Consider the following 20,890-nt stretch of genomic DNA (forward strand, 5'->3'; position numbering starts at 1 on the left):
GGCACACGCGGTCGTCGGGCGTCGGCGCAGGTCAGGGCCACGCGCGGCGCCACCGGCCGCCGGGACGAGTGCGCCGATCCGCGGAGAGCGGACGGCCCGGCGCGCGCAGCAGACGGACGGCTGAGAGCTCGCCGGTTCAGCCCCAGACGTCGGGCGGTGCCGGGAGCGGCCACCAGGAGACGCCGGTCTCGGACGCGGCGCCGTCGAACGCGCCGCTGCCGAGCGCGTAGAGCACGAGCACCACGCCGACGCCGCCGAGCGCCAACCCCCACACGCGGGTGCTGCCGCGCGTCGGGGCCAGCAGGGCCCAGCACGCCCGGGCGCCGAGCCGCGTGACCTCGGCGAGCGGGACCCACCACGCCGCGACGAGCCCGCACGCGAGGGCGACGGGCGTGACGAACGCACCGGCCGGTGCCGGCACCGTGCCGAGGAAGTCCGTCAGCACGAGGTTCGAGCCGATCCACCACACGCACGCCGCCGCGACCGTCCCGATGAGCAGCGGCACGAGCGAGGTCAGCAGGCCGAGCGCGAGCAGCGGCACCGACCACGCCGTCGCCACCCACGGGTCCGACGAGCGCCGGCCGGCCGCGAGCCGGCGCCGGCGCGTGCGCCGCTCCATGAGCCCGGCCGTGGTCAGCAGCACGAAGCCGACGACGGAGACGACCACCGCGACGCCGGGCAGGACGACCGAGCCGGCCACGAGGAGCGCGCCGACCGCGAGCACGAGCCAGCTCCGCGTCGGCGGCGGCAGCTCCCAGGGCTCCGGCACGCGCTGCCCGGGGAGCCCGAACGGTCCGGACGCCATCGGGCCGAGGGGCCCGGGAACGAGCCGGGACTGCTCCGCGGGCGTCGGCGCGGGGACGCCCGGGAACGACGCGGAGCCGGCCGAGGCGCCACCGGGCGCGCCGCTCACCACGCCGCCGCCCGGCGCGTACGAGGGTGGCGGGTAGCTGGGGGCCGGCAGCGTCGAGGACGCGGGCACGCCCGCCGTCGCGGGCATCCCCGCGGTCCCGGGAGTGCCGGCGGCCGGCTGGGTTCCGGCGACCGACCTGCCCTCGGCCCAGCGGCGCAGCACGCGCAGGAGCGCCCCGGGCTGGGGCCGGTCGGCCGGGCGGAGCGCGAGCGCCGCGGTGAACGCCTGCGCGACCTGACCCGGCAGCCCCGCGACGTCGGGCTGCCCCGCCGTCATCCGCGCGAGGACGACCTCCATCCGCTCGCGCCCGAACGGGGCGCGCCCGGTGGCGGCGAACAGCAGCACCGCGGCGAAGGAGTACCAGTCGCCGTCGGCGCCGAGCTCGCCGCCCGAGAGCGTCGCCGGGTCGAGGTAGCCCGGCGTCCCGGTGACGAACCCCGTGTGCGTGAGCCGCGTGTCCTCGACGATCTGCGCGATGCCGAAGTCGATGAGGACCGGGCCGTCGTACGTCACCATGACGTTGCCGGGCTTGATGTCCCGGTGCACGAGGCCGACCCGGTGCACCTGCGTCACGACCTCCGCGAGGCCGGTGGCGAGCGGGTAGAGGTCCACCGGGTCGAACGCGCCCTCCTGGCTCACGGAGTCCTCGAGGGTCAGCCCCTCGACGAGCTCGGTGACGATGAACGGCACGTCGGCATCCAGCTCGGCGTCCAGCACCCGGGACACCTTGGTCCCGCGCAGCCGGTTGAGGTTCGCCACCTCGCGCGCCAGGCGGGCGCGCGCGTCGGGATCGGAGCTGATCCCGGGGTGGAGCAGCTTGAGCGCGACGGGCGTGCCGTCGCCGCCGTCGCCCCGCGCCTCCCAGACGGCGCCCATCCCGCCGGCGCCGAGCCGACGCACGAGCGTGTACCCGCCGACGACGTCACCTTCACCTGCCACGGGTCGAACCTAGCCTGGGCTGACCTACGGTGGAGAGATGAGCAGTTCAGCGAAGGACCCCCAGCCCGACGGGATGCCCGCGTCAGCGGACTTCGTCGTCGTCGCCAACCGCCTGCCGGTGGACGTCACGGTCGCCGACGACGGCACGATCACCTCCGAGCGCGCCCCCGGCGGGCTCGTCACGGCGCTCGCGCCGCTCATGCGGGAGACCGACGGCGCCTGGGTCGGCTGGGCCGGGACGCCCGGTCTCGAGCTGGAGCCGTACGTCGACGACGACATCGCGCTCACCCCGGTGACGCTGAGCGAGCAGGACGTCGAGCTGTACTACGAGGGCTTCTCCAACGGGACGCTCTGGCCGCTGCTGCACGACGCCGTCGTCGACCCCCAGTTCCACCGGCAGTGGTGGAACGCCTACGTCGCCGTCAACCGCCGGTTCGCGACCGAGACGGCGCGCACGGCGGCGAACGGCGCGACCGTGTGGGTGCAGGACTACCAGCTCATGCTCGTCCCGCAGCTCCTGCGCACCCTGCGGCCCGACCTGCGGATCGGCTTCTTCCTGCACATCCCGTTCCCGCCGCCGGAGATCTTCGCCCAGCTCCCGTGGCGACGCCAGGTGCTCGAGGGCCTGCTCGGCGCCGACCTCATCGGGACCCAGCGCGCGAGCGACGCGGGGAACATCCTGCGCTCCGTCCGCCGGTTCACCGACCTGACCACGCGGGGTCACGTCGTCACGATCGGCGGCCGGTGGACCCGGCCCGACCGCCAGGTGCGGGTCGACGCGTTCCCCATCTCCATCGACACGACCGCGATCTCGCAGCTCGCGCACTCGCCCGAGATCATCGAGCGCGCCAAGGAGATCCGGCACGACCTCGGCGACCCCGACGTCCTCCTGCTGGGCGTCGACCGGCTCGACTACACCAAGGGCATCGGGCACCGGCTCAAGGCCTTCGGCGAGCTGCTCGACGAGGGGCGGGTCTCGGCGCCGGGGGTCCAGCTCGTCCAGGTCGCCTCGCCCTCCCGCGAAGCCGTCGAGTCCTACCGGGTGCTGCGCGACGAGGTCGAGGTGACCGTCGGGCGGATCAACGGCGACCACGGCGCGCTCGGTCGCGCCGCCATCCACTACCTGCACCACTCCTACCCGCTGGAGGAGATGGTCGCGCTCTACCGCGCGGCCGACGTCATGCTCGTGACGGCGCTGCGCGACGGCATGAACCTCGTCGCCAAGGAGTACGTCGCGGCGCGGGTCGACCTGGACGGCGTGCTCGTCCTGTCCGAGTTCGCCGGCGCCGCCGACGAGCTGACGCAGGCCGTCCTCGTCAACCCGCACGACATCGACGGCCTCAAGCGCGCGATCATGTACGCGATCGAGATGCACCCGCGCGAGAAGCGGCGCCGGATGCGCTCGCTGCGGCGCAAGGTCCTCGACAACGACGTCCAGTCGTGGGCGGCGTCCTTCCTCGAGGCGCTGCGCAGCGGAGTCGGACGGGAGCAGCATGGTTGAGTCGGTGGCCGCGTCGGACGCGGCGCGGGACGGGATCGACGACGCGGTCGCGGCGCTCGCCGCCCGGCCCCACGTCGCGGTCGCGCTCGACTTCGACGGGGTGCTCGCACCGCTCGGCTCGGACCCGATGGCCGTGCGGATGGTCGACGGGGCCGACGCGGTGCTCGCGCGCATCGCCGCCGCGCCCGGCATGACGCTGGCGCTGGTCTCGGGACGGCGGCTGCCGGACATCCTGCGCCTGGCGCGGCCGCCGCGCGGCACCCTGCTCGCGACCTCGCACGGGGCCGAGCACTCGGAGGTCACGGGCGAGGGCGAGGACGGCCCGCTGGCCGAGACCACGCCGGCCGAGCTCGACGACGACGAGGCGCGCCTGCTCGAGCGGCTGGACGACGGCCTGAGCACCATCGCGTCGAGCGCGAGCGGCGTGTGGGTCGAGCGGAAGCCGTACGCGCGGGCGCTGCACACGCGCCAGGCGGCCGCGAGCGACGCCGAGGCGGCGGAGCGCGCGGCGCTGGCCGGTCCGGCGACGCTCCCGGGGACCCACACGATCACGGGCAAGGCCGTCGTCGAGATCGCGGTGGTGAGCGTGACCAAGGCCGACGGCGTCGCGTGGGTGCGCGAGACGGCCGCGCGGCGGGCCGGGGTGCCGGACTCCGAGGTCGCGCTGCTGTTCGCCGGCGACGACCGGACGGACGAGGACGCGCTGCGCGCCCTGCGACCCGGCGACCTCGGGGTCAAGGTGGGCGCCGGAGAGACGGCGGCGCGACTGCGCGTCCCGGACGAGGCCGCCGTCGTCGACCTGCTGCGTCGCCTGCTGGACGCCCGCTGACCCGCTCGGGCCACCGGGCACCGGCGGGTCCGTCTCGCAACGTGAGCAACCTCACAGCAGCCGGTGGCGCCGGTGTGCCATGATGAGCCCGTCGCGGTGCTGCCTGTGCCTCGACGTGACAGCGCAGTCGCTGCCACTCTTCACAACGGATCGTCCGGCACGTACCTGCCGGTGAAGGGAAGGGCCCCCCATGGCCACCGTGACCTACGACCACGCAACGCGCATCTACCCCGGCGCGACGCGTCCCTCGGTCGACTCGCTCAACCTCGAGATCGCTGACGGCGAGTTCCTCGTCCTCGTCGGCCCCTCGGGCTGCGGCAAGTCCACCTCGCTGCGCATGCTCGCCGGCCTGGAGGACGTCAACTCCGGCCGCATCCTCATCGGCGACCGCGACGTCACCGACGTGCAGCCGAAGGACCGCGACATCGCGATGGTGTTCCAGAACTACGCGCTGTACCCGCACATGTCCGTGGCCGACAACATGGGCTTCGCGCTCAAGATCGCCGGCACGCCCAAGGCGGAGATCCGCAGCCGCGTCGAGGACGCCGCCAAGATCCTCGACCTCGAGCAGTACCTCGACCGCAAGCCGAAGGCCCTCTCCGGTGGTCAGCGTCAGCGCGTCGCCATGGGCCGCGCCATCGTGCGTAACCCGCAGGTGTTCCTCATGGACGAGCCGCTGTCGAACCTCGACGCCAAGCTCCGCGTCCAGACCCGCACTCAGATCGCCGCGCTCCAGCGTCGTCTCGAGGTCACCACGGTCTACGTGACGCACGACCAGACCGAGGCCCTCACGATGGGTGACCGCATCGCGGTCCTCAAGGACGGCCTGCTCCAGCAGGTCGGCACCCCGCGCGAGATGTACGACACGCCGCAGAACGTGTTCGTCGCCGGCTTCATCGGCTCCCCGGCCATGAACATCGGCACGTTCGACATCGACGGGAACAGCGCTCGCCTCGGCCGCGCCATCATCCCGCTGTCGCGCGAGACGCTCGCGGCGGTCACCGACGCCGACGGCGGCAAGATCCAGATCGGCTTCCGTCCGGAGTCGCTGGACCTGTCCACCGAGGGCGGCGAGGCCGCGTTCCCGGTCGAGGTCAACCTCGTCGAGGAGCTCGGCTCGGACGCGTTCGTCTACGGTCAGCTCGCGGCCGGCACGCCGGGCGCCGAGGCCATCTCCTCCGGCGCCGGGGACGCGCAGATCATCGTCCGCGTCGACCCGCGTCGGGTTCCCGAGAAGGGCGAGCACGTCTGGGTCAAGATCCGTCCGGGCGAGCAGCACAACTTCTCCGCCTCGACCGGCGAGCGTCTGCCCAACTGACCTCGTCGCACTCAGCAGTCACCACGAGGGCGGTCCCGTTCGGGGCCGCCCTCGTGGCGTCCGGCGGCTGGCGCGCGCGTGAGTACGTGCTCAGACCGCACCGAGCATCGGGGAGAATGAAGTCATGGCAACAGCAGGTGAGACGGTCCTCGCGGCGTACGACCTCGGGGTCTCCTACGGATACGAGCCCGTGCTGCGCGGCGTCGACCTCGAGCTGCGCGCGGGGGCGGCACCCGTCGGCGTCATCGGCCCGTCGGGCGCCGGCAAGACGACGCTCATCAACGCGCTCCGCGGCGTCATCACGCCGTCGTCGGGCCGCGTGTCCTTCCACGGCAAGCCCCTGCCCGGCAAGCTCGCCCGCAAGGACAAGCACCGCTTCGCCGGCTCCGTCCGCTCCGTGTCGCAGAACGGCATCCTGCTCCGCGACCCGCGGCTCACCGTGCAGAGCTACCTCTCCGGAGCCCTCAAGGAGGCGCGCCGCGCCGGCCGGACGCACCCGACGACGGTCGAGAGCCTGCTCAACTTCGTCGCGCTCAACGCGTCCTACTCGGGCCGCGCGATCGCGACGCTGTCCGGCGGGGAGAAGCAGCGCGTCGCGCTCGCCCACGCCCTCGCCACGCGGCCCGACGTGCTCCTCCTCGACGAGCCGCTGACCGCGATCGACCCCGGCCTGCGCGCCGAGGTGCTGCGCCGGCTCGGCACGCTCGCCCAGGACCTCGGGATCTCCGTGCTCGTCGTGAGCCACGACCTCGAGGCCGTCGAGCGCCTGTGCGAGACGGTCCACGTGCTCGCCGACGGCACGTTCGTCGCGTCCGGCCCGCTGCGCGAGGTGCTCATCAAGGGACGCCACCCCGTCGTCGTCGACCTCCGTCAGGCCGCGCCGCTCACGGCGCAGCGTCTGCGCTGACCCGGCGCCGACGGCTCCGCCCGCGGCCGTCACGCCCAGCACCCGGGCAGCTTCCCAGGCCCTTCGGACCGAACGGAACAACGTGTCGAACCGTCTGCAGATCACCGCCGCGTCGCCGGACCCGGCGCTCCTCACGCTCCCGTGGCAGCTCCCGCTCGAGAACTGGCCCGAGGACCTGCTCGCCGCACTCCCGCGCGGCATCTCCCGGCACGTCGTGCGGTTCGTCCGGCTCTCGGGCCGCGTCATCGCGATCAAGGAGATCGGCGAGTCCGTCGCCTTCCGCGAGTACGAGCTGCTGCGTCAGCTCGAGCGGCTCCAGCTCCCCGCCGTCGAGCCCGTCGGCGTCGTGTCGGGCCGCAAGTCGATCGACGGCGAGCCGCTCACCCCGGCGCTCATCACCGAGCATCTCCCGTTCTCGCTGCCCTACCGCGCGCTGTTCTCGCAGTACCTGCGACCCGACACGGCGACCCGCCTCGTCGACGCGCTCGCCGTGCTGCTCGTCCGCCTGCACCTCAACGGCTTCTACTGGGGCGACGTGTCGCTGTCCAACACGCTGTTCCGGCGTGACGCGGGCGCGTTCGCCGCGTACCTCGTCGACGCCGAGACCGGTGACCTGCACGAGAGGCTCACCGACGGCCAGCGCGCCTACGACCTCGAGATCGCCCGCGTCAACGTCATCGGCGAGCTGATGGACCTCGAGGCGGGCGAGATCCTCGACTCCACCGTCGACATCATCACGGTCGGCGACATGCTCGTCGTGCGCTACGACGAGCTGTGGCAGGAGCTGACGACCTCGGAGTGGTTCGAGCCGGGCGAGCTCTGGCGGGTCCAGGCGCGGATCGACCGGCTCAACGACCTCGGGTTCGACGTCGACGAGCTCGACATGTCGACGGACATCGACGGCACCCGGATCCGGATCCAGCCGAAGGTCGTCGACGCCGGGCACCACCACCGGCGGCTCATGCGGCTCACGGGCCTCGACGTGCAGGAGAACCAGGCGCGCCGCCTCCTCAACGACCTCGACTCCTACCGAGTCGCGACCGACCGCCAGGGCGAGGACGAGGCGTTCGTCGCCCACGACTGGCTCACCAACGTGTTCGAGCCGGCGATCCGGGCGGTCCCGCGCGAGCTGCGCGGGAAGCTCGAGCCGGCCGAGATCTTCCACGAGCTGCTCGAGCACCGCTGGTACAAGTCGCAAGAGGGTCAGACCGACCTCACGCTCGCGCAGATCACGCCCGACTACATCGAGCACGTGCTCGCGCACCGCCCCGACGAGCAGGCCATCATCGGCCTGGACACCGCGACGCTGCGCGCGCTCGACGGCGAGGACGAGCCCGACGACGACGTCATCGACGACGACATGATCCTGGGCTGACCGCTCGCCGCCGAGCGCGGCGCGGGCTCAGGCGTCGCGACGGACCAGGCGCGCGCCGCCGACCGCCCCGATCGCCACGACCCAGCCGAGGGCGACGAGCGCGCCGGTCCCCGGCGTCAGCACCGTGTCGCTCGCGTCGTAGAGCTGCTGCGCCGCCCGGTCGGGCAGCCAGCGCGCGACGTCCGTCCGCATCGCGAGGAGCGGGGAGACGACGAGGACGAGCGCGAGCGTCCCGACCAGCGCCGGCACGAGGTGCCGCAGCAGCAGCGCGACCGCGAGGGCGAGCATCGCGATCAGCACGAGGTACCCGGCGGCCCCGGCGGCGGACCGGACGACCTCGCCGGGCCCCCCGTCCGACCCGGCGCCGTCGGAGGAGTCCCCGGCCGCGCGGTCGAGCACCACCCACGCGGCGGCCAGCGTGGCGGCGACCGTCCCGACGGCCGTGACGCACGCGACCAGCAGGGTCGCCGCGGTCTTGGCGACCAGCAGGAGGGACCGGTCCGGCACCGCGGCGAGGCTCGTCCGGATCTGGCTGCCGGCGTACTCGTGCGCGACGGGCAGCACGCCGAGCAGCACGAACCCGGCCTGGACGAACGGGACCGCCTGGAGCGTCGCGTCCACCGCGTCGACGTCCCAGCCGCCGTCGACGGCCGACGCCGCGAGCGCCGCCCCCAGCACGGCGCCGGCCAGCACCGTCCCGAGGACCGTGAGCAGGACGATCGGCAGGGTCCGGAGCTTGTCGAGCTCGGCCGCGAGCGCCCGTCTCATGCGTCCCGCCTGCGCAGCACGAGCGCGGCGACGGCGAGCAGCGCCACCGTCCACCCGGCCATGACGAGCGTGCCCGGCCCGGCGTCCAGCCCGCCCTCGAGCGTGTACGGCCCGTCGAACAGCCGGCGTCCGGCCATGTCCGGCAGCCAGTGCGCCAGCGGCGTGACGTTGGTCAGCAGGAGCGAGAACGAGACGAGCGAGCTGTTCATCACGAGCACGATGAGCGGGATGACGCCGCTGCGCGTCAGCGTCGTGATCGCGAGCGCGATGAGTCCCGTCAGCGTCCAGTAGAGGGTGCCGCCGAGGCAGCGCGTCACGGCCGCGTCGACCGCCACGTGCTCGACGGCCAGGTCGCCCATGAGGAGCCGCGCGATCAGGACCGTCGTCGGCAGCGTCACGGCGGCGATCCCCACGACGAGGACGACGACGGCGCCCGCCTTCGCGAGCAGCAGGCCGATCCGCCGGGGCACGGCCGTCAGGGTGGTGCCGATCTGCCGACCGCCCCCGGCGTCCTGGCTGTTCGCGGTGTACTCGCTGCCCATGACGACGACGCCGATGACGACCGCGCCGACCGTCCCCAGCGGCATCGCGGCGAAGGCGGTCTCGAACGGCGAGGAGTCCGCCAGCATCTCGGGGTGCCCGGAGGCGAGCGCGGAGCGCGACGTCGTCGCGTTGAGCACCGTGAGGGCGATGGACCCGAGCATCGCGACCGCCGCCCCGGCCCAGACGGCCGGGAGCGTGAGGCACTTGTGCAGCTCGGCCAGCAGCGAGCGCGGGAACGTCATCGGGCACCCCCGTCGGTGAGCGCGAAGAACGCCTCCTCCAGGTCGGCGTGCCCGGCCGTGACCTCGGCCAGGCCGCCGGCGGCGACGACGCGGCCCCCGGCGATGACGACGAGGTCGTCGGCGAGGCCCGCGACCTCGCTCATGAGGTGGCTCGACAGCAGGACCGTCCCACCGTCGTCGGCGTGCCCCCGCAGCAGCCCCCGGATCCACCGGATGCCCTCGGGGTCGAGGCCGTTGACCGGCTCGTCCAGCACGAGCACCTCGGGCTCGCCGAGCAGCGCGGTGGCCAGCCCGAGCCGCTGTCCCATCCCGAGTGAGTAGCGGCCGACGCGCATCCGGGCGTGCTCGGCCAGCCCGACCGCCGCGAGCGCCTGGTCGACCCGCCGCCGCGGGATGCCGTTGCTCCGCGCCACCCAGGCGAGGTGGTCCCGCGCCCGCCGCGAGCGGTGGGCGCCCGACCCGTCGAGCATCGACCCGACCGTGCGCAGGGGCGCCCGCAGGTCGCGGTAGGGCCGGCCTCCGACGAGGGCGCGGCCGCCGTCGGCGCGGTCGAGGCCGAGCAGGACGCGCAGCGTCGACGACTTCCCGGCGCCGTTCGGCCCGAGGAAGGCGGTGACGCGGCCCGGTCGGGCCTCGAAGCTGACGCGGTCGAGGACGGCGCGGGGACCGTGGTGCTTGACGAGTTCGTCGATGGTGAGCATGCCCCCAGCCCACCCGGTGCGGCCGCCGGCGTCATCGGGCCGGGGTCAGGACCTCGCGGCGCGGCTGCGACCCCGGTCCGTCGGACCCTGGTCCGATGTGCCGGGCGACCCGCGCTCCTACACTCGACCGGGTGCAGCCACTCGACCGGACGATCGACGGGCCCGACGGCCCGCGGGACCGTCCCGTCCTGCGCTCACGCGTGTGGCCGATCGCGCTCGGCGGGCTCGCCGTCCTGATCGCCGTCCTCGCGACGGTGGGGGTCGACCACCCACCGGCGACGACCGTGACGCTCGCGTTCACGCTCGTCGTCACCGCCGTCGTGCTCACCTGGGCGGCCCTGCGCACGCGGGCGCAGCGCCGCGACTACGAGCACGAGCTCACGGCGTGGGCGGCGGAGCGCGCGGTGCACGCCGAGCGGCTGCGGATCGCGCGGGACCTGCACGACCTCGCCTCGCACGGCCTGGGCCTGGTGACGCTGCGCGCGGCCGCGGCGCGGACCGTCGCCGGGCCGGACGGCGACGCCGAGCGCGTCCAGGCCCTCGCCGACATCGAGCGCGCCGGCCGGCGCGCGACGCACGAGCTGCGCCGGATGCTCACCGTGCTCCGCGACCCCGAGGCCGAGGCGCCGCTGCGCCCGGCCGACACCCTCGCCGACCTGCCGGCCATCGTGGCCGCGACCGGCGCCACCGGGGTCCGCGCGACGCTGACGGACGCGTCGGCGGGTTCCGTCACCGCCGGGGCGCAGGTCGCCGTGTGCGCCGTCGTCCGCGAGGGGCTGGCGAACGTCGCCCGCCACGCGGGGCCGACCGCGGCGCGGGTCGACGTGCGCCGCGAGCCGGGCGGTGTGGTCGTCGTGGTCGACGACGACGGACCGGTCCCCGGGTGGCGGCCGCACCCGGGCGCCGGCCACGGCCTGGCCGGGCTGGCCGAGCGCGTCGCGGCCATGGACGGCACGCTGGAGGCCGGGACGCGCGGGTCCGGGTTCCGCCTCGCGGCGCGGCTGCCGGACGCCGGGGAGCCGGCCGCGCGATGACCGCCGCCCCCGTCCGCGTCCTCGTCGTCGACGACGAGCCGCTCATCCGGCACAGCCTGCGCGTCATCCTCGAGGGCGCGCGGGACCTCGCCGTCGTCGCCGAGGCGGCGACGGGTGAGGACGCGGTCGCGCAGGCCGTCCGGACGCGGCCCGACGTCGTGCTCATGGACATCCGCATGCCCGGCGGCGACGGGCTCGAGGCCACGCGACGGATCACGACGGACCCCGCGCTCACCGGCACCCGGGTCCTCGTGCTCAGCATGTTCGAGCTGGACTCCTACGTGAACCTCGCCCTGCGCGGCGGCGCGAGCGGGTTCCTGCTCAAGGACAGCGAGCCCGAGCTGCTCGTCGACGCGGTCCGCCGCACGCACGCCGGGGAGTCGCTGTTCGCCCCGACAATCCTCACCCGCCTCGTCGCCCACTACCTCGACGGGACCGCCCGGTCGACGCGGTCGGGGCCGCGGCGACCGGCCACCCTGACGGAGCGCGAGACCGAGGTGCTCACGCTGGTCGGCCGCGGCCTGTCCAACCACGAGATCGCCGAGGCGCTCGTCATCTCGATGGGCACCGTCAAGACGCACGTCGGCAACCTGCTGGCCAAGCTCGCGGCGCGCGACCGGGCACAGCTCGTCATCGCGGCCTACGACCACGGCCTCGTCCGGGCGGGCGAGGGCGGTCAGGACGTCGCGGCCTCGCGCTGGCGCGCCACCTCGTAGAGCGCGAGCGACGCCGCGACCGAGGCGTTGAGCGACTCGACGGACGAGGCGATCGGGATCGCCGCGACGACGTCGCAGTTCTGCCGGACCAGCCGGGACAGGCCCTTGCCCTCCGACCCGGCCACGAGCACGACCGGTCCGTCGGCGACCGCGAGGTCGGCGATGTCGGTCGAGCCGTCGCCGTCCAGCCCGACGACGAAGCAGCCGGCCTCCTTGAGGTCCTGCAGCGCGCGCACGAGGTTCGTCGCGCGCGCGACCGGCACGCGGGCGGCGGCGCCGGCCGAGGTCTTCCAGGCGGCGGCGTTGACGCCGGCCGAGCGCCGCTCGGGGACGAGGACGCCGCTGGCCCCGAACGCACCGGCGGAGCGGATGATCGCCCCGAGGTTGCGCGGGTCCGTGATGCCGTCGAGCGCCACGACCAGCGCGGGGACGCCGGCCGCCTCGGCCGCGTCGACCAGGTCGAGCGGCTCGGCGTAGGTGTACTCCTCGATCGTCAGCAGCACGCCCTGGTGCACGGCGCGATCGCTCATGACGTCGAGGTCGGTCTTGGTGGTCTCGATGAGCGGCAGGCCGGAACCGGTCGCGAGCCGGAGGATCTCGCGCACCCGGTCGTCCGCCTCGACGCTCGCGGCCACGTGCAGCGACCGCGCGGGCGCCCCGGCTCGGAGCGCCTCGACGACGGCGTTGCGGCCGACGACGATCTCGTGGCCGCGGGCGCGGGCCGAGCCCGCCGGACGGCCCTGCTTGGGCTTGGTCGCGTCGCGCTTGGCCGCGGCCGCCGCCCGGCGCGCGGCCGGGTGCCCGACGCGGTCGACCGCCTTCGGCGTCGGGCCGCGCCCCTCGAGCGCCTGTCGGCCGTGGCCGCCCGTGCCGACGCGCGCGCCCTTCTTCGAGCCCGGCTTGCGCACCGCGCCCCGTCGCTGGGAGTTCCCCGCCATCACTTCTCTCCTGCCATCGGTCTCACACTCACGGCTCGCCGCCCTCGCCCCGGCCTCGTCAGCCGCGGACGCTCCAGCGCGCGCCGTCGGGTCCGTCCTCGACGACCACGCCGGCCGCCGCGAGCCGGTCGCGCAGCTCGTCGGCCCGGGACCAGTCCCGGTCCGCCCGGGCGCTCGCCCGCTCCTCGAGCGCCGCCGTCACGAGGACGTCGAGCGCGTCGCGGGCGGCGCCGTCCCCGTCGCTCGACGCGCGCCACCGCGGCGCGAGCGGGTCGAGCCCGAGGACGTCGAGCATCGCTCGCAGGACGAGCGCCGCCGCTCCCGCGGCGGCGGTGTCGCCGGCGGCGAGTGCGGTGTTCCCGCGGCGCAGCCACTCGTGCACGACGGCGAGGGCCGCGGCGACGTTGACGTCGTCGTCCATCGCGGCGACGAACTCGGCCGGCAGGTCCGCCGCGGCCACCTCCTCGAGCGCGGCCTCCCCGGCGACCTCGGTCGCGCGGGTCACGAAGCCGGAGAACCGCTCCCAGGCCGCGGCCGCGTCGGCCAGCGTCTCGTCGGAGAACTCGACGGTCGAGCGGTAGTGGACGCCGGCGAGCGCGAGCCGCAGGACGGGGGCGCCGGCCCGGGCGAGCACGTTGGGGACGGAGAGGTAGTTGCCGAGCGACTTGCTCATCTTCTCCCCGCCCGAGGTGACCCAGGCGTTGTGCAGCCAGTACCGCGCGAACGGGTACCCGGCGGCGTGGCTCTGCGCCTGCTCGTTCTCGTGGTGGGGGAAGCGCAGGTCGATGCCGCCGCCGTGGATGTCGAAGGTGTCGCCGAGGTAGCGCTGCGCCATCGCGGAGCACTCGAGGTGCCAGCCGGGCCTGCCGCGACCGAACGGGGTGTCCCACGAGGCCGTCGCCGGCTCTCCGGGGCGTGCCGCCTTCCACAGGGCGAAGTCCTGCGGGGAGCGCTTCTCGGGGGAGGCGTCGTCGTCCGGCTCGAGGTTCTCCAGCCGCTGGTGCGTGAGCGAGCCGTAGTCGGGCAGCGAGCGGACGTCGAACCAGACGTTGCCCTCCGCGCCCCGGTAGGCGTGCCCGCGCGCCACGAGGAGCTCCATGAGCGCGATCATCTCGGGCACGTGCCCCGTGGCCCGCGGCTCGTAGCTGGGCGGCAGGACGCCGAGCGCGTCGTAGGCGGCGGAGAACTCGCGCTCGTAGCGGTAGGCCCACGCCCACCACGCGGCGTCGTTCGCCGCGGCCTTCTGGAGGATCTTGTCGTCGATGTCCGTGACGTTGCGGACGAGCGTCACCTCGTAGCCGCTGCGCCGCAGCCAGCGCACGAGGACGTCGAAGGCGATGGCCGAGCGCAGGTGCCCGACGTGGGGCTCCCCCTGCACCGTGGCGCCGCAGACGTACATGCCGACCCGACCGGGTGTCAGGGGCACGAAGTCTCGCTGGCTCCGCGACGCGGAGTCGTACAGGCGCAGGCTCACCGACACACCCTACCGAGAACGGCGGCGAAGCCCTCGCCCGCCGCCGCCCGTCTCACGCGCTGCGCGTCGGCACGGACACCCGCGACGGGCGCCGGGGCCGGACTAGGACGCGAGGACCTCGTCGAGGATGGCCTCGGCCTGCTCCTCCTCGGTCTTCTTCGCGAGCGCGAGCTCCGAGACGAGGATCTGACGGGCGCGGGCGAGCATGCGCTTCTCCCCGGCCGAGAGACCGCGGCCCTGATCGCGGCGGGACAGGTCCCGCACGACCTCGGCGACCTTGATGACGTCACCGGAGGCGATCTTCTCGACATTGGCCTTGAACCGGCGGGACCAGTTCGTCGGCTCCTCGGTGTACTCGGCGCGCAGCACCTCGAAGACGCGCTCGAGCCCTTCCTGGCCCACCACGTCCCGAACACCGACGAGGTCGATGTTCTCGGCCGGAACCTCGATCACGAGGTCGCCCTGGGCGACGCGGAGCGTGAGGTAGATCTTCTCCTCACCGCGCAGCACCCGGGTGGAGATCTTCTCGATGAGCGCCGCACCGTGGTGCGGATAGACGACAGTCTCGCCGACCTCAAAAGTCATGTAGGGACTCCCCTTTCCGGAGTCAAGGATACCACGCGGTTTTTCCAGAGATTGCACACAAATACTCCACCGCCCGGGTGTTTGCGCAGGTCACGGGCGTGCGTGTGAGGTGCGTCCACGCGCGCGCGGTCGTCGGCCGCGCCCGCGTGCGGATATCGGTACGGTTGACCCATCAGCCAGTCCCACGGAGGAACCATGTCCCTCGCGCCCGCCCGCCGCCTCGCCGTCGTCGCCGCCGGCGCGCTCGCCGCGATCTCGATCGCCGCCTGCTCGCCCGTGCTCACCCACAACCCGTACGGCGCGAGCGACGGCATCCGCGTCTCGTGGGAGGACGGCGCACCGATCCGCGGCGAGAACGTGCTCCTGCTCGCGGCCGAGGAGGGCGGCGACGCGCGCGTCGTCGGCGGCCTCACGAACGGCACCGGCGAGGACGTCGAGATCCAGGTCGGGTTCGCGGACGGCGACGCGTCGACGATCACCGTCCCCGCGAGCTCCACCGTCCTGCTCGACGGCTCCCGGACCTCCGACCTGGTGCTCCCGAACGTCCCCGGCGCTCCGGGATCGACCGTCGCGATGACGTTCTCCACGCCGTCCCAGGGCGTCGTCACGCTCCAGGTCCCCGTGCTGGACGGCACGCTCGACGAGTACCGCGACCTCGTCCCCTGAGTCCCGCGCGCGGCCGGACGGTCGCGCCGCCTACCGCCCGACGAGCTTGTACCCGAGCCCCCGCACCGTCACGATCGTGCGCGGCTCCCCCGGGTCCTCCTCGACCTTGGCCCGCAGCCGCTTGATGTGGACGTCGAGCGTCTTGGTGTCGCCGACGTAGTCGGCGCCCCAGATCCGGTCGATGAGCTGGCCGCGGGTGAGCACCCGGTCAGGGTTGCGCAGCAGCAGCTCGAGCAGCTCGAACTCCCGCAGTGGCATCGGCACGACCGCGCCGTCGACCCGGACCTCGTGCCGCCCGACGTCGAGCTGGATCCGCCCGACCACGAGGTTCTCGTCGTCGTCGAGGTCCAGCTCGGCGCCGGCCCCGCCGGAGCCCCCGGCCGGACCGCGCCGCCGGAGCACCGCGCGGATCCGCGCCAGCAGCTCGCGGTAGGAGTAGGGCTTGGTGACGTAGTCGTCGGCGCCGACCTCGAGACCGACGACCTTGTCGATCTCCTCGTCCTTGGCGGTCACCATGATGACGGGGACGTCGCTGGTGCGGCGCAGCTCCTGGCAGACCTGGACGCCGTCGAGCCCGGGCAGCATGAGGTCGAGCAGCACGAGGTCGGCGCCGCGGTCGGCGAACAGCTCGACCGCCTCGGTCCCGGTGGCGGCCTCGATCACCTCGTAGCCGTCCTTCTCGAGCCGGTAGGCGAGCGGTGCGCGGTAGGACTCCTCGTCCTCCACGAGCAGGATGCGCGTCATGGGGTCCCTCCTGGGTCCGGTGCGGTGCGGGGGTTCCTCCCCGCCGGTGGCGCCGTGGTGGTGTCGCTGGCCGCGGCGCGCGAGGCTCCCGCGGTGCCGGGGTCCGAGGACGCGGCCGGCCCCTCGGCCAGCGGCAGCCGCAGGGTGAAGGTCGAGCCGCGGCCGAGCTGGGACCACACGGTGACCTCGCCGCCGTGGTCGGCCGCGATGTGCTTGACGATGGACAGGCCGAGGCCCGTGCCCCCGGTCTCGCGCGAGCGCGCGGGGTCGACCCGGTAGAACCGCTCGAACACGCGGGGCAGCACGGCCGGGTCCATGCCGATGCCCTGGTCGATGACGCTGATCTCGGCCGTGCCCTCCCCCGGGGTCCCGGTGCCGCCGACCCGGGCGACGACCGAGACGCGGGTGCCTCCGTCGGAGTAGCGCAGCGCGTTGTCCACGAGGTTGCGCACCGCGGTGACGAGCAGCCCCCGGTCGCCGAACACCTCGGGCGAGCCCATGACCTGGGCGGCCACCACGATGTCCCGGGCGCCCGCCTCGACCTCGCACCGCGCGACGGCCTCGGCGACGACGTCGGCGATCGCCACGGGCTCGGGTTCGTGCGCCGCGGCGGAGTCCTGCAGGCGGGAGAGGTCGATGATGTCCTGGACGAGCCCGGCGAGCCGGCGCGCCTCGACACCGAGCCGCCCGGCGAAGTGCGTGACCGCCTCGGGGTCGTCGGCGGCCTCGGCCAGCGTCTCCGCGAGCAGCGCGATCGCGCCGACCGGCGTCTTGAGCTCGTGCGAGACGTTCGCGACGAAGTCGCGGCGCACCTGGTCCAGCCGCAGCGCGGCCGTCCGGTCCTCGGCGAGGACGAGCACCCGCTCCGCCGCGAGCGCGATGACCTGGATCCGCAGGACGAGCCGGATCATGCCCGGCGACGTGCCGCGGGAGACGTTGAGCTGGACCTCGCGCGAGCCGCCGTCGCGGCGCACCTCGGCGACGAGCGCCGTGACCTCCGGCAGCGCGATCGCCCCCGCGCGCGCCACCCCGAGCGCGTAGGCGGCCGGCGTCGCGCGCACGACCCGGTCGCCGGCGTCCAGCATGACGGAGGCCGACCGCACGGCGGCGAGCAGGCGGGCGAGGTCGTCGCCGTCCGCGTCGCCGTCGGAGCCGGCCGGCCGGGCCGGCTCGGGCGGGTTGCTCACGCGGAAGGCGAGGATCCCGACGACGACGACGAGCGCGGCCAGGCCGATCGCCGTCACGAGGTCGAGCACGTCCACCCCTCGAGGGTAGGGGCTCCCGCGAGGCGCGAAGGCCCCGCCGGCGGCCGACGACGGTCGGGAGCGCGCGGGGGCCAAGGAGTTCATCCTCACGTCATCGACCGTTCATCGAGCGCGTGCCGGGCGACCACCCCCGGGTGTCAGGCTTGCCCGCGTATGCGCCGGGGAGACACCCCGGCCGCCGCGGACGAGGAGCATGTGGATGCGGGAGATCTTCCAGCAGGACCTGGAGCAGGTCGGCGACGACCTGGTCGCGATGGCGCGTCTCGTGCGCGAGGCGCTCGAGGGGGCGACGAGCGCGCTGCTCTCCCCCGACCTCGAGCTCGCCGAGCGGGTGATCGACGGCGACCGCGCGATCGACCGGCTCCAGGAGGACCTCGAGCAGCAGTGCATCACGCTGCTCGCCCGCCAGCAGCCGGTCGCGACCGACCTGCGCGTCGTGGTCACGGGCCTGCGGCTGTCCGCAACGATCGAGCGGATGGGCGACCTCGCCCGGCACGTCGCCGAGGTGGCGCGCGGGCGGTTCCCCGAGCAGGCGATCCCGGAGGTGGCTCGGCCGACGTTCGAGGAGCTGACGTCGTCGGCGCGCGCCGTCGCCACCGACGTCGTGGACCTGCTCGAGGGGCACGACGTGTCGCTCGCGGCGCGCGTCCTCGAGGACGACGACCGGCTCGACGCCCTCCACCGCGACACGTTCCGGCTCGTGCTCGCGCCCTCGGCCGCCGACCACAGCCTCACCCCCCAGGAGATCGTCGACATCACGCTGCTCGGTCGCTACCTGGAGCGGTTCGGCGACCACGGGGTCGCCGTCGCGCGGCGCATCCTCTTCCTCGTGACGGGCGACGCGGTCGCCCACACGGCTCCCGCGCGCTGAGCGTCCCCGCTCCCGCCACCCGGTCGCCGGTCGCGGCTCCGCTCGGAGCCTCGACCGGCCCCGGGCGCGGTGGGAGTGGTCGTGGTCGTGGTGCGCGCCACGGAGTCGGCGGGCTCGGTGGGCTCAGCGCCCGTCGCGTGCCGCCGCGGCCAGCATCTCCTCGACCCGCCCCCGGAATCGTGCCCGGGCCCCGCGGTACTCCCCGGCCTCCGGCCCCGGGTCCACCCACTCCCCGGGCACCAGCGCGAGCAGCTCCTCCGGCCCGGCCAGCAGGCCGCTGCCGGTCCCGGCCAGCATCGCGGCCGCGAGCGGCGACCCCGCGGCAGGCACGTGCCGCACCCGGAGGCCGACCGTCGCGGCCAGCGCGGCCCGGAACCGGGGCGAGGAGGCGACGCCGCCGACGACGGTCAGCGTCCCCCGCGCGCCGGTCTGCTCGGCGACCGCCTCGACCACGTCGGCGCACGCGAACGCGACCCCTTCCAGCACCGCGCCCGCGCGCTCGGCCGGCGTGTGCTCCGGCGCGCTCCCGACGAAGCCGCCTCGCACGGTGTCGTCCTTGCGCGGCACCACGATCCCGAACATGTACGGCAGGTAGGACAGGCCACGCGCCCCGGCCGGCGCGCCCGCCGCCGCCGGTCCGATCGCCCCGCCGTCGAGCTCGTCCCGCTCGAAGGCGCGGACGCTGGCGCCGGCGGCGTAGACGGAGGCCATCCGCACGAAGCCGGCGCCGTCGGCCGAGCCGAACACGAAGCCGAGACCCGGCCGCAGGTCCGGCGCCGCGCCCATCACCTGGGCCGCGGTCCCGACGTTGAGGCACAGGCCACCGCCGAGGCGGGCGCCGCCGCCCATCGCGGCGGCCGACACGTCGCCGGCCCCCGTGACGACGGGCGTTCCCTCGGGGATGCCCGTCTCAGCCGCGGCCGCCCGTGTCACCCGTCCCCGGACGGCCGCCGACGCCAGCACGGACACCCCGAGACGGGCGTCGGCCCCGCACAGCCCGAACAGCTCCTCGTCCCACCGGGCGCCCGCCGGGTCCCACAGGAGCGTGCCGAGCGCGTCGGTCGGGTCCGTCGCCAGCTCCCCGGTGAGGCGGAGCCCGAGCCAGTCCTTGGCGAGGACCAGGTGCCGGGCCCGGGCGAGCGCGTCCGGCTCGTGCTCGGCGAGCCACGCGAGCTTGGGCGCCGTGAAGGCGTCGACGGGGGCGTTGCCCGTCACGGCCTCGAACCGGGGTGAGCGGGCGAGGCGGGCCGTCGCGGCCCCGACGCGCCGGTCGGCCCACGTCATCGCCGGGCGCACGGGACGGGTGGAGCCGTCGAGCAGCAGCAGCGAGTGCATCTGACCCGCGAGGCCGACCGCCGCCGGAACGACCGGCCTCCCCTCGTCCGCCAGTCGTCGAAGCAGGCGTCGCGAGGCCGCGCACGTCGCCGACCACCAGCGATCGGGGTCCTGCTCGTGCCCGTCCGCTCCGGGGTGCCGCGTCGGGTGCTCAGCCGACTCCGTGCCGACGACACCCCTCCCGACGTCGACGGCGACGACCTTCACCCCCGTCGTCCCGAGGTCGATCCCCAGGACGACGGGGGTGGTGTCACGCACGCTCGCGCGCGGTCGTGAACCCGTACTCGCGCAGGAACTCGAGCGACTCCTCGGCGACCCGGTCGAAGTTGGCCAGGCCGATGCCGGCGGGCTCGCCGACGCCGATCTGCCCGCCGACCTGCCAGCCCTCCCACTCGACGCTGACGCAGCCGTCGAAGCCGATCTCCGCGAGGGCGTCGAAGGTCTCCCGGAAGTCGACGAGACCGCCGCCGAACCAGATGTGGTTCGTGCCGACGATGGTCGGGAGACCGACCTCGTCCTTGATCTGGACGATGTCGATGTACGGGGCCAGCCGCCGGAACGCGTCCCGGACCGACATGAACGGCTTGACGGCGACGTACAGCGCGCCGGTGTCCATCGTGACGCGGAGGTTGTCCATCGCGATCTCGTCGAACATCCGCTCCACGAGCTCGACCTTGTTGAGGATCGTCCCCTGCAGCAGCTCGATGCTGACGTTGAGGCCGAGGTCCTTGGCGTACAGCGCCACCTCCGTGATGGCCTCCTTGGCCTGGCGCCACGCCTCCTTCCGGCTCATCAGGACGTTGAGCGGCGGGTCGTAGAAGCCGTCGCCGAGCAGCGTGCACGCGGACCGGGCACCGAGCACCTTGGCGGCGTCGAGCGCCTTCTTGAAGCTGGCGATCCCCCGCTCGCGGTCGTACTCGCGGGGGCTGACGAACGTCGTGTGGTTGGCGACGTAGAAGATCTCCAGGCCGGCCTCGTCCGCGGCGGCGCGGGTCGCGCGCAGGTTCTCGTCGAACTGCTCCGACGGGACGTTCATGAGGTGCCCGAGCAGGAAGTCGACCCCGTCGTAGCCGTACTCGGCGACCTTGCGCACCGTCTCCGGCGACGACAGGTCGCCCCAGGAGTTCCAGGCGGGCCCGGCGGCCTCCAGCCGACCCCAGGGCATGTTGGGCCAGACCTCGAAGCTGATCTTCACGGTGACACTCCTTCCGGCGCCCTGCGGCGCC

20 protein-coding genes are annotated in these 20,890 nt (G+C 74.5%); 9 read left to right on the forward strand and 11 right to left on the reverse strand.

Going from position 1 to position 20,890, the window contains the following annotated elements; translation table 11 throughout:
- Positions 1-136: 136 nt before the first annotated feature.
- Positions 137-1,852, reverse strand: coding sequence for a serine/threonine-protein kinase (locus EDD28_RS03400; RefSeq protein WP_123738335.1), 1,716 nt, complete (start codon positions 1,850-1,852; stop codon positions 137-139).
- 37 nt (positions 1,853-1,889) lie between these two features.
- Between EDD28_RS03400 and EDD28_RS03405 the strand changes: the two genes are divergently transcribed.
- The 5 genes from EDD28_RS03405 to EDD28_RS03425 all read left to right on the forward strand — a co-directional run bounded on the left by EDD28_RS03405 (position 1,890) and on the right by EDD28_RS03425 (position 7,782).
- Positions 1,890-3,353, forward strand: coding sequence for an alpha,alpha-trehalose-phosphate synthase (UDP-forming) (locus tag EDD28_RS03405; RefSeq protein WP_245967897.1), 1,464 nt, complete (start codon positions 1,890-1,892; stop codon positions 3,351-3,353).
- Positions 3,346-4,182, forward strand: coding sequence for a trehalose-phosphatase (gene otsB / locus EDD28_RS03410; protein ID WP_123738337.1), 837 nt, complete (start codon positions 3,346-3,348; stop codon positions 4,180-4,182). Before EDD28_RS03405 ends, otsB begins: the two co-directional genes overlap by 8 nt.
- A 190-nt stretch (positions 4,183-4,372) precedes the next feature.
- Positions 4,373-5,500 carry an ABC transporter ATP-binding protein gene (locus EDD28_RS03415; RefSeq protein ID WP_123738338.1) on the forward strand — a complete coding sequence of 376 codons (1,128 nt, stop codon included), beginning with the start codon at positions 4,373-4,375 and terminating at the stop codon, positions 5,498-5,500.
- 124 nt (positions 5,501-5,624) lie between these two features.
- Positions 5,625-6,407, forward strand: coding sequence for an ABC transporter ATP-binding protein (locus EDD28_RS03420; RefSeq protein WP_123738339.1), 783 nt, complete (start codon positions 5,625-5,627; stop codon positions 6,405-6,407).
- Between the two features lie 82 nt (positions 6,408-6,489).
- Positions 6,490-7,782: a DUF4032 domain-containing protein gene (locus EDD28_RS03425; protein WP_123738340.1), complete on the forward strand. Its 1,293-nt coding sequence runs from the start codon at positions 6,490-6,492 to the stop codon at positions 7,780-7,782.
- A gap of 27 nt (positions 7,783-7,809) precedes the next feature.
- On the opposite strand, the gene EDD28_RS03430 is transcribed toward EDD28_RS03425, so the two are convergent.
- Genes EDD28_RS03430 through EDD28_RS03440 form a run of 3 tightly spaced genes read right to left on the reverse strand, consistent with a single transcriptional unit; the run spans position 7,810 to position 10,036 of the window.
- Positions 7,810-8,550, reverse strand: a complete 741-nt coding sequence (locus EDD28_RS03430; RefSeq protein ID WP_123738341.1) for an ABC transporter permease — start codon at positions 8,548-8,550, stop codon at positions 7,810-7,812.
- Positions 8,547-9,335 carry an ABC transporter permease gene (locus EDD28_RS03435; protein WP_123738342.1) on the reverse strand — a complete coding sequence of 263 codons (789 nt, stop codon included), beginning with the start codon at positions 9,333-9,335 and terminating at the stop codon, positions 8,547-8,549. Before EDD28_RS03435 ends, EDD28_RS03430 begins: the two co-directional genes overlap by 4 nt.
- The gene (locus EDD28_RS03440; protein ID WP_123738343.1) at positions 9,332-10,036 is read right to left on the reverse strand and encodes an ABC transporter ATP-binding protein; all 705 of its coding nucleotides are present in this window, start codon (positions 10,034-10,036) and stop codon (positions 9,332-9,334) included. The genes EDD28_RS03435 and EDD28_RS03440 overlap by 4 nt, the downstream gene beginning before the upstream one ends.
- Before the next feature lie 131 nt (positions 10,037-10,167).
- Here EDD28_RS03440 and EDD28_RS03445 point away from each other — a divergent pair, with 131 nt between their 5' ends.
- Together EDD28_RS03445 and EDD28_RS03450 are read left to right on the forward strand one after the other, a co-directional pair.
- Positions 10,168-11,070 (forward strand): sensor histidine kinase, encoded by a 903-nt coding sequence (locus tag EDD28_RS03445; RefSeq protein ID WP_211339103.1) that lies wholly within the window; start codon positions 10,168-10,170, stop codon positions 11,068-11,070.
- Positions 11,067-11,786 (forward strand): response regulator, encoded by a 720-nt coding sequence (locus tag EDD28_RS03450; RefSeq protein WP_123738345.1) that lies wholly within the window; start codon positions 11,067-11,069, stop codon positions 11,784-11,786. The genes EDD28_RS03445 and EDD28_RS03450 overlap by 4 nt, the downstream gene beginning before the upstream one ends.
- On the opposite strand, the gene rlmB is transcribed toward EDD28_RS03450, so the two are convergent.
- From rlmB to EDD28_RS03465, 3 genes are all read right to left on the reverse strand, one after another.
- The gene (gene rlmB, locus EDD28_RS03455; RefSeq protein ID WP_123738346.1) at positions 11,747-12,724 is read right to left on the reverse strand and encodes a 23S rRNA (guanosine(2251)-2'-O)-methyltransferase RlmB; all 978 of its coding nucleotides are present in this window, start codon (positions 12,722-12,724) and stop codon (positions 11,747-11,749) included. The genes EDD28_RS03450 and rlmB overlap by 40 nt on opposite strands.
- Before the next feature lie 58 nt (positions 12,725-12,782).
- Positions 12,783-14,198, reverse strand: a complete 1,416-nt coding sequence (cysS, locus tag EDD28_RS03460) for a cysteine--tRNA ligase (protein ID WP_123738347.1) — start codon at positions 14,196-14,198, stop codon at positions 12,783-12,785.
- A gap of 102 nt (positions 14,199-14,300) precedes the next feature.
- Complete coding sequence (locus tag EDD28_RS03465) at positions 14,301-14,783, reverse strand: CarD family transcriptional regulator (protein ID WP_123738348.1); 483 nt, start codon at positions 14,781-14,783, stop codon at positions 14,301-14,303.
- A gap of 195 nt (positions 14,784-14,978) precedes the next feature.
- Between EDD28_RS03465 and EDD28_RS03470 the strand changes: the two genes are divergently transcribed.
- Positions 14,979-15,449, forward strand: coding sequence for a hypothetical protein (locus EDD28_RS03470; RefSeq protein ID WP_123738349.1), 471 nt, complete (start codon positions 14,979-14,981; stop codon positions 15,447-15,449).
- A gap of 30 nt (positions 15,450-15,479) precedes the next feature.
- Here EDD28_RS03470 and EDD28_RS03475 read toward each other — a convergent pair whose 3' ends face one another.
- Both EDD28_RS03475 and EDD28_RS03480 read right to left on the reverse strand, forming a co-directional pair.
- Positions 15,480-16,193 (reverse strand): response regulator, encoded by a 714-nt coding sequence (locus EDD28_RS03475; RefSeq protein ID WP_123738350.1) that lies wholly within the window; start codon positions 16,191-16,193, stop codon positions 15,480-15,482.
- Positions 16,190-17,455, reverse strand: coding sequence for a sensor histidine kinase (locus tag EDD28_RS03480; RefSeq protein ID WP_245967898.1), 1,266 nt, complete (start codon positions 17,453-17,455; stop codon positions 16,190-16,192). The genes EDD28_RS03475 and EDD28_RS03480 overlap by 4 nt, the downstream gene beginning before the upstream one ends.
- Before the next feature lie 202 nt (positions 17,456-17,657).
- Between EDD28_RS03480 and phoU the strand changes: the two genes are divergently transcribed.
- Positions 17,658-18,329, forward strand: coding sequence for a phosphate signaling complex protein PhoU (gene phoU / locus EDD28_RS03485; protein ID WP_123739901.1), 672 nt, complete (start codon positions 17,658-17,660; stop codon positions 18,327-18,329).
- Between the two features lie 123 nt (positions 18,330-18,452).
- Here the strand turns inward: phoU and EDD28_RS03490 are convergent, their stop codons facing one another.
- Together EDD28_RS03490 and EDD28_RS03495 are read right to left on the reverse strand one after the other, a co-directional pair.
- Complete coding sequence (locus EDD28_RS03490; protein WP_123738352.1) at positions 18,453-19,922, reverse strand: FGGY family carbohydrate kinase; 1,470 nt, start codon at positions 19,920-19,922, stop codon at positions 18,453-18,455.
- Positions 19,915-20,859, reverse strand: a complete 945-nt coding sequence (locus EDD28_RS03495; protein ID WP_123738353.1) for a sugar phosphate isomerase/epimerase family protein — start codon at positions 20,857-20,859, stop codon at positions 19,915-19,917. Before EDD28_RS03495 ends, EDD28_RS03490 begins: the two co-directional genes overlap by 8 nt.
- Between the last annotated feature and the right edge of the window lie 31 nt (positions 20,860-20,890).

Source organism: Salana multivorans (assembly GCF_003751805.1).
Lineage (GTDB): Bacteria > Actinomycetota > Actinomycetes > Actinomycetales > Beutenbergiaceae > Salana > Salana multivorans.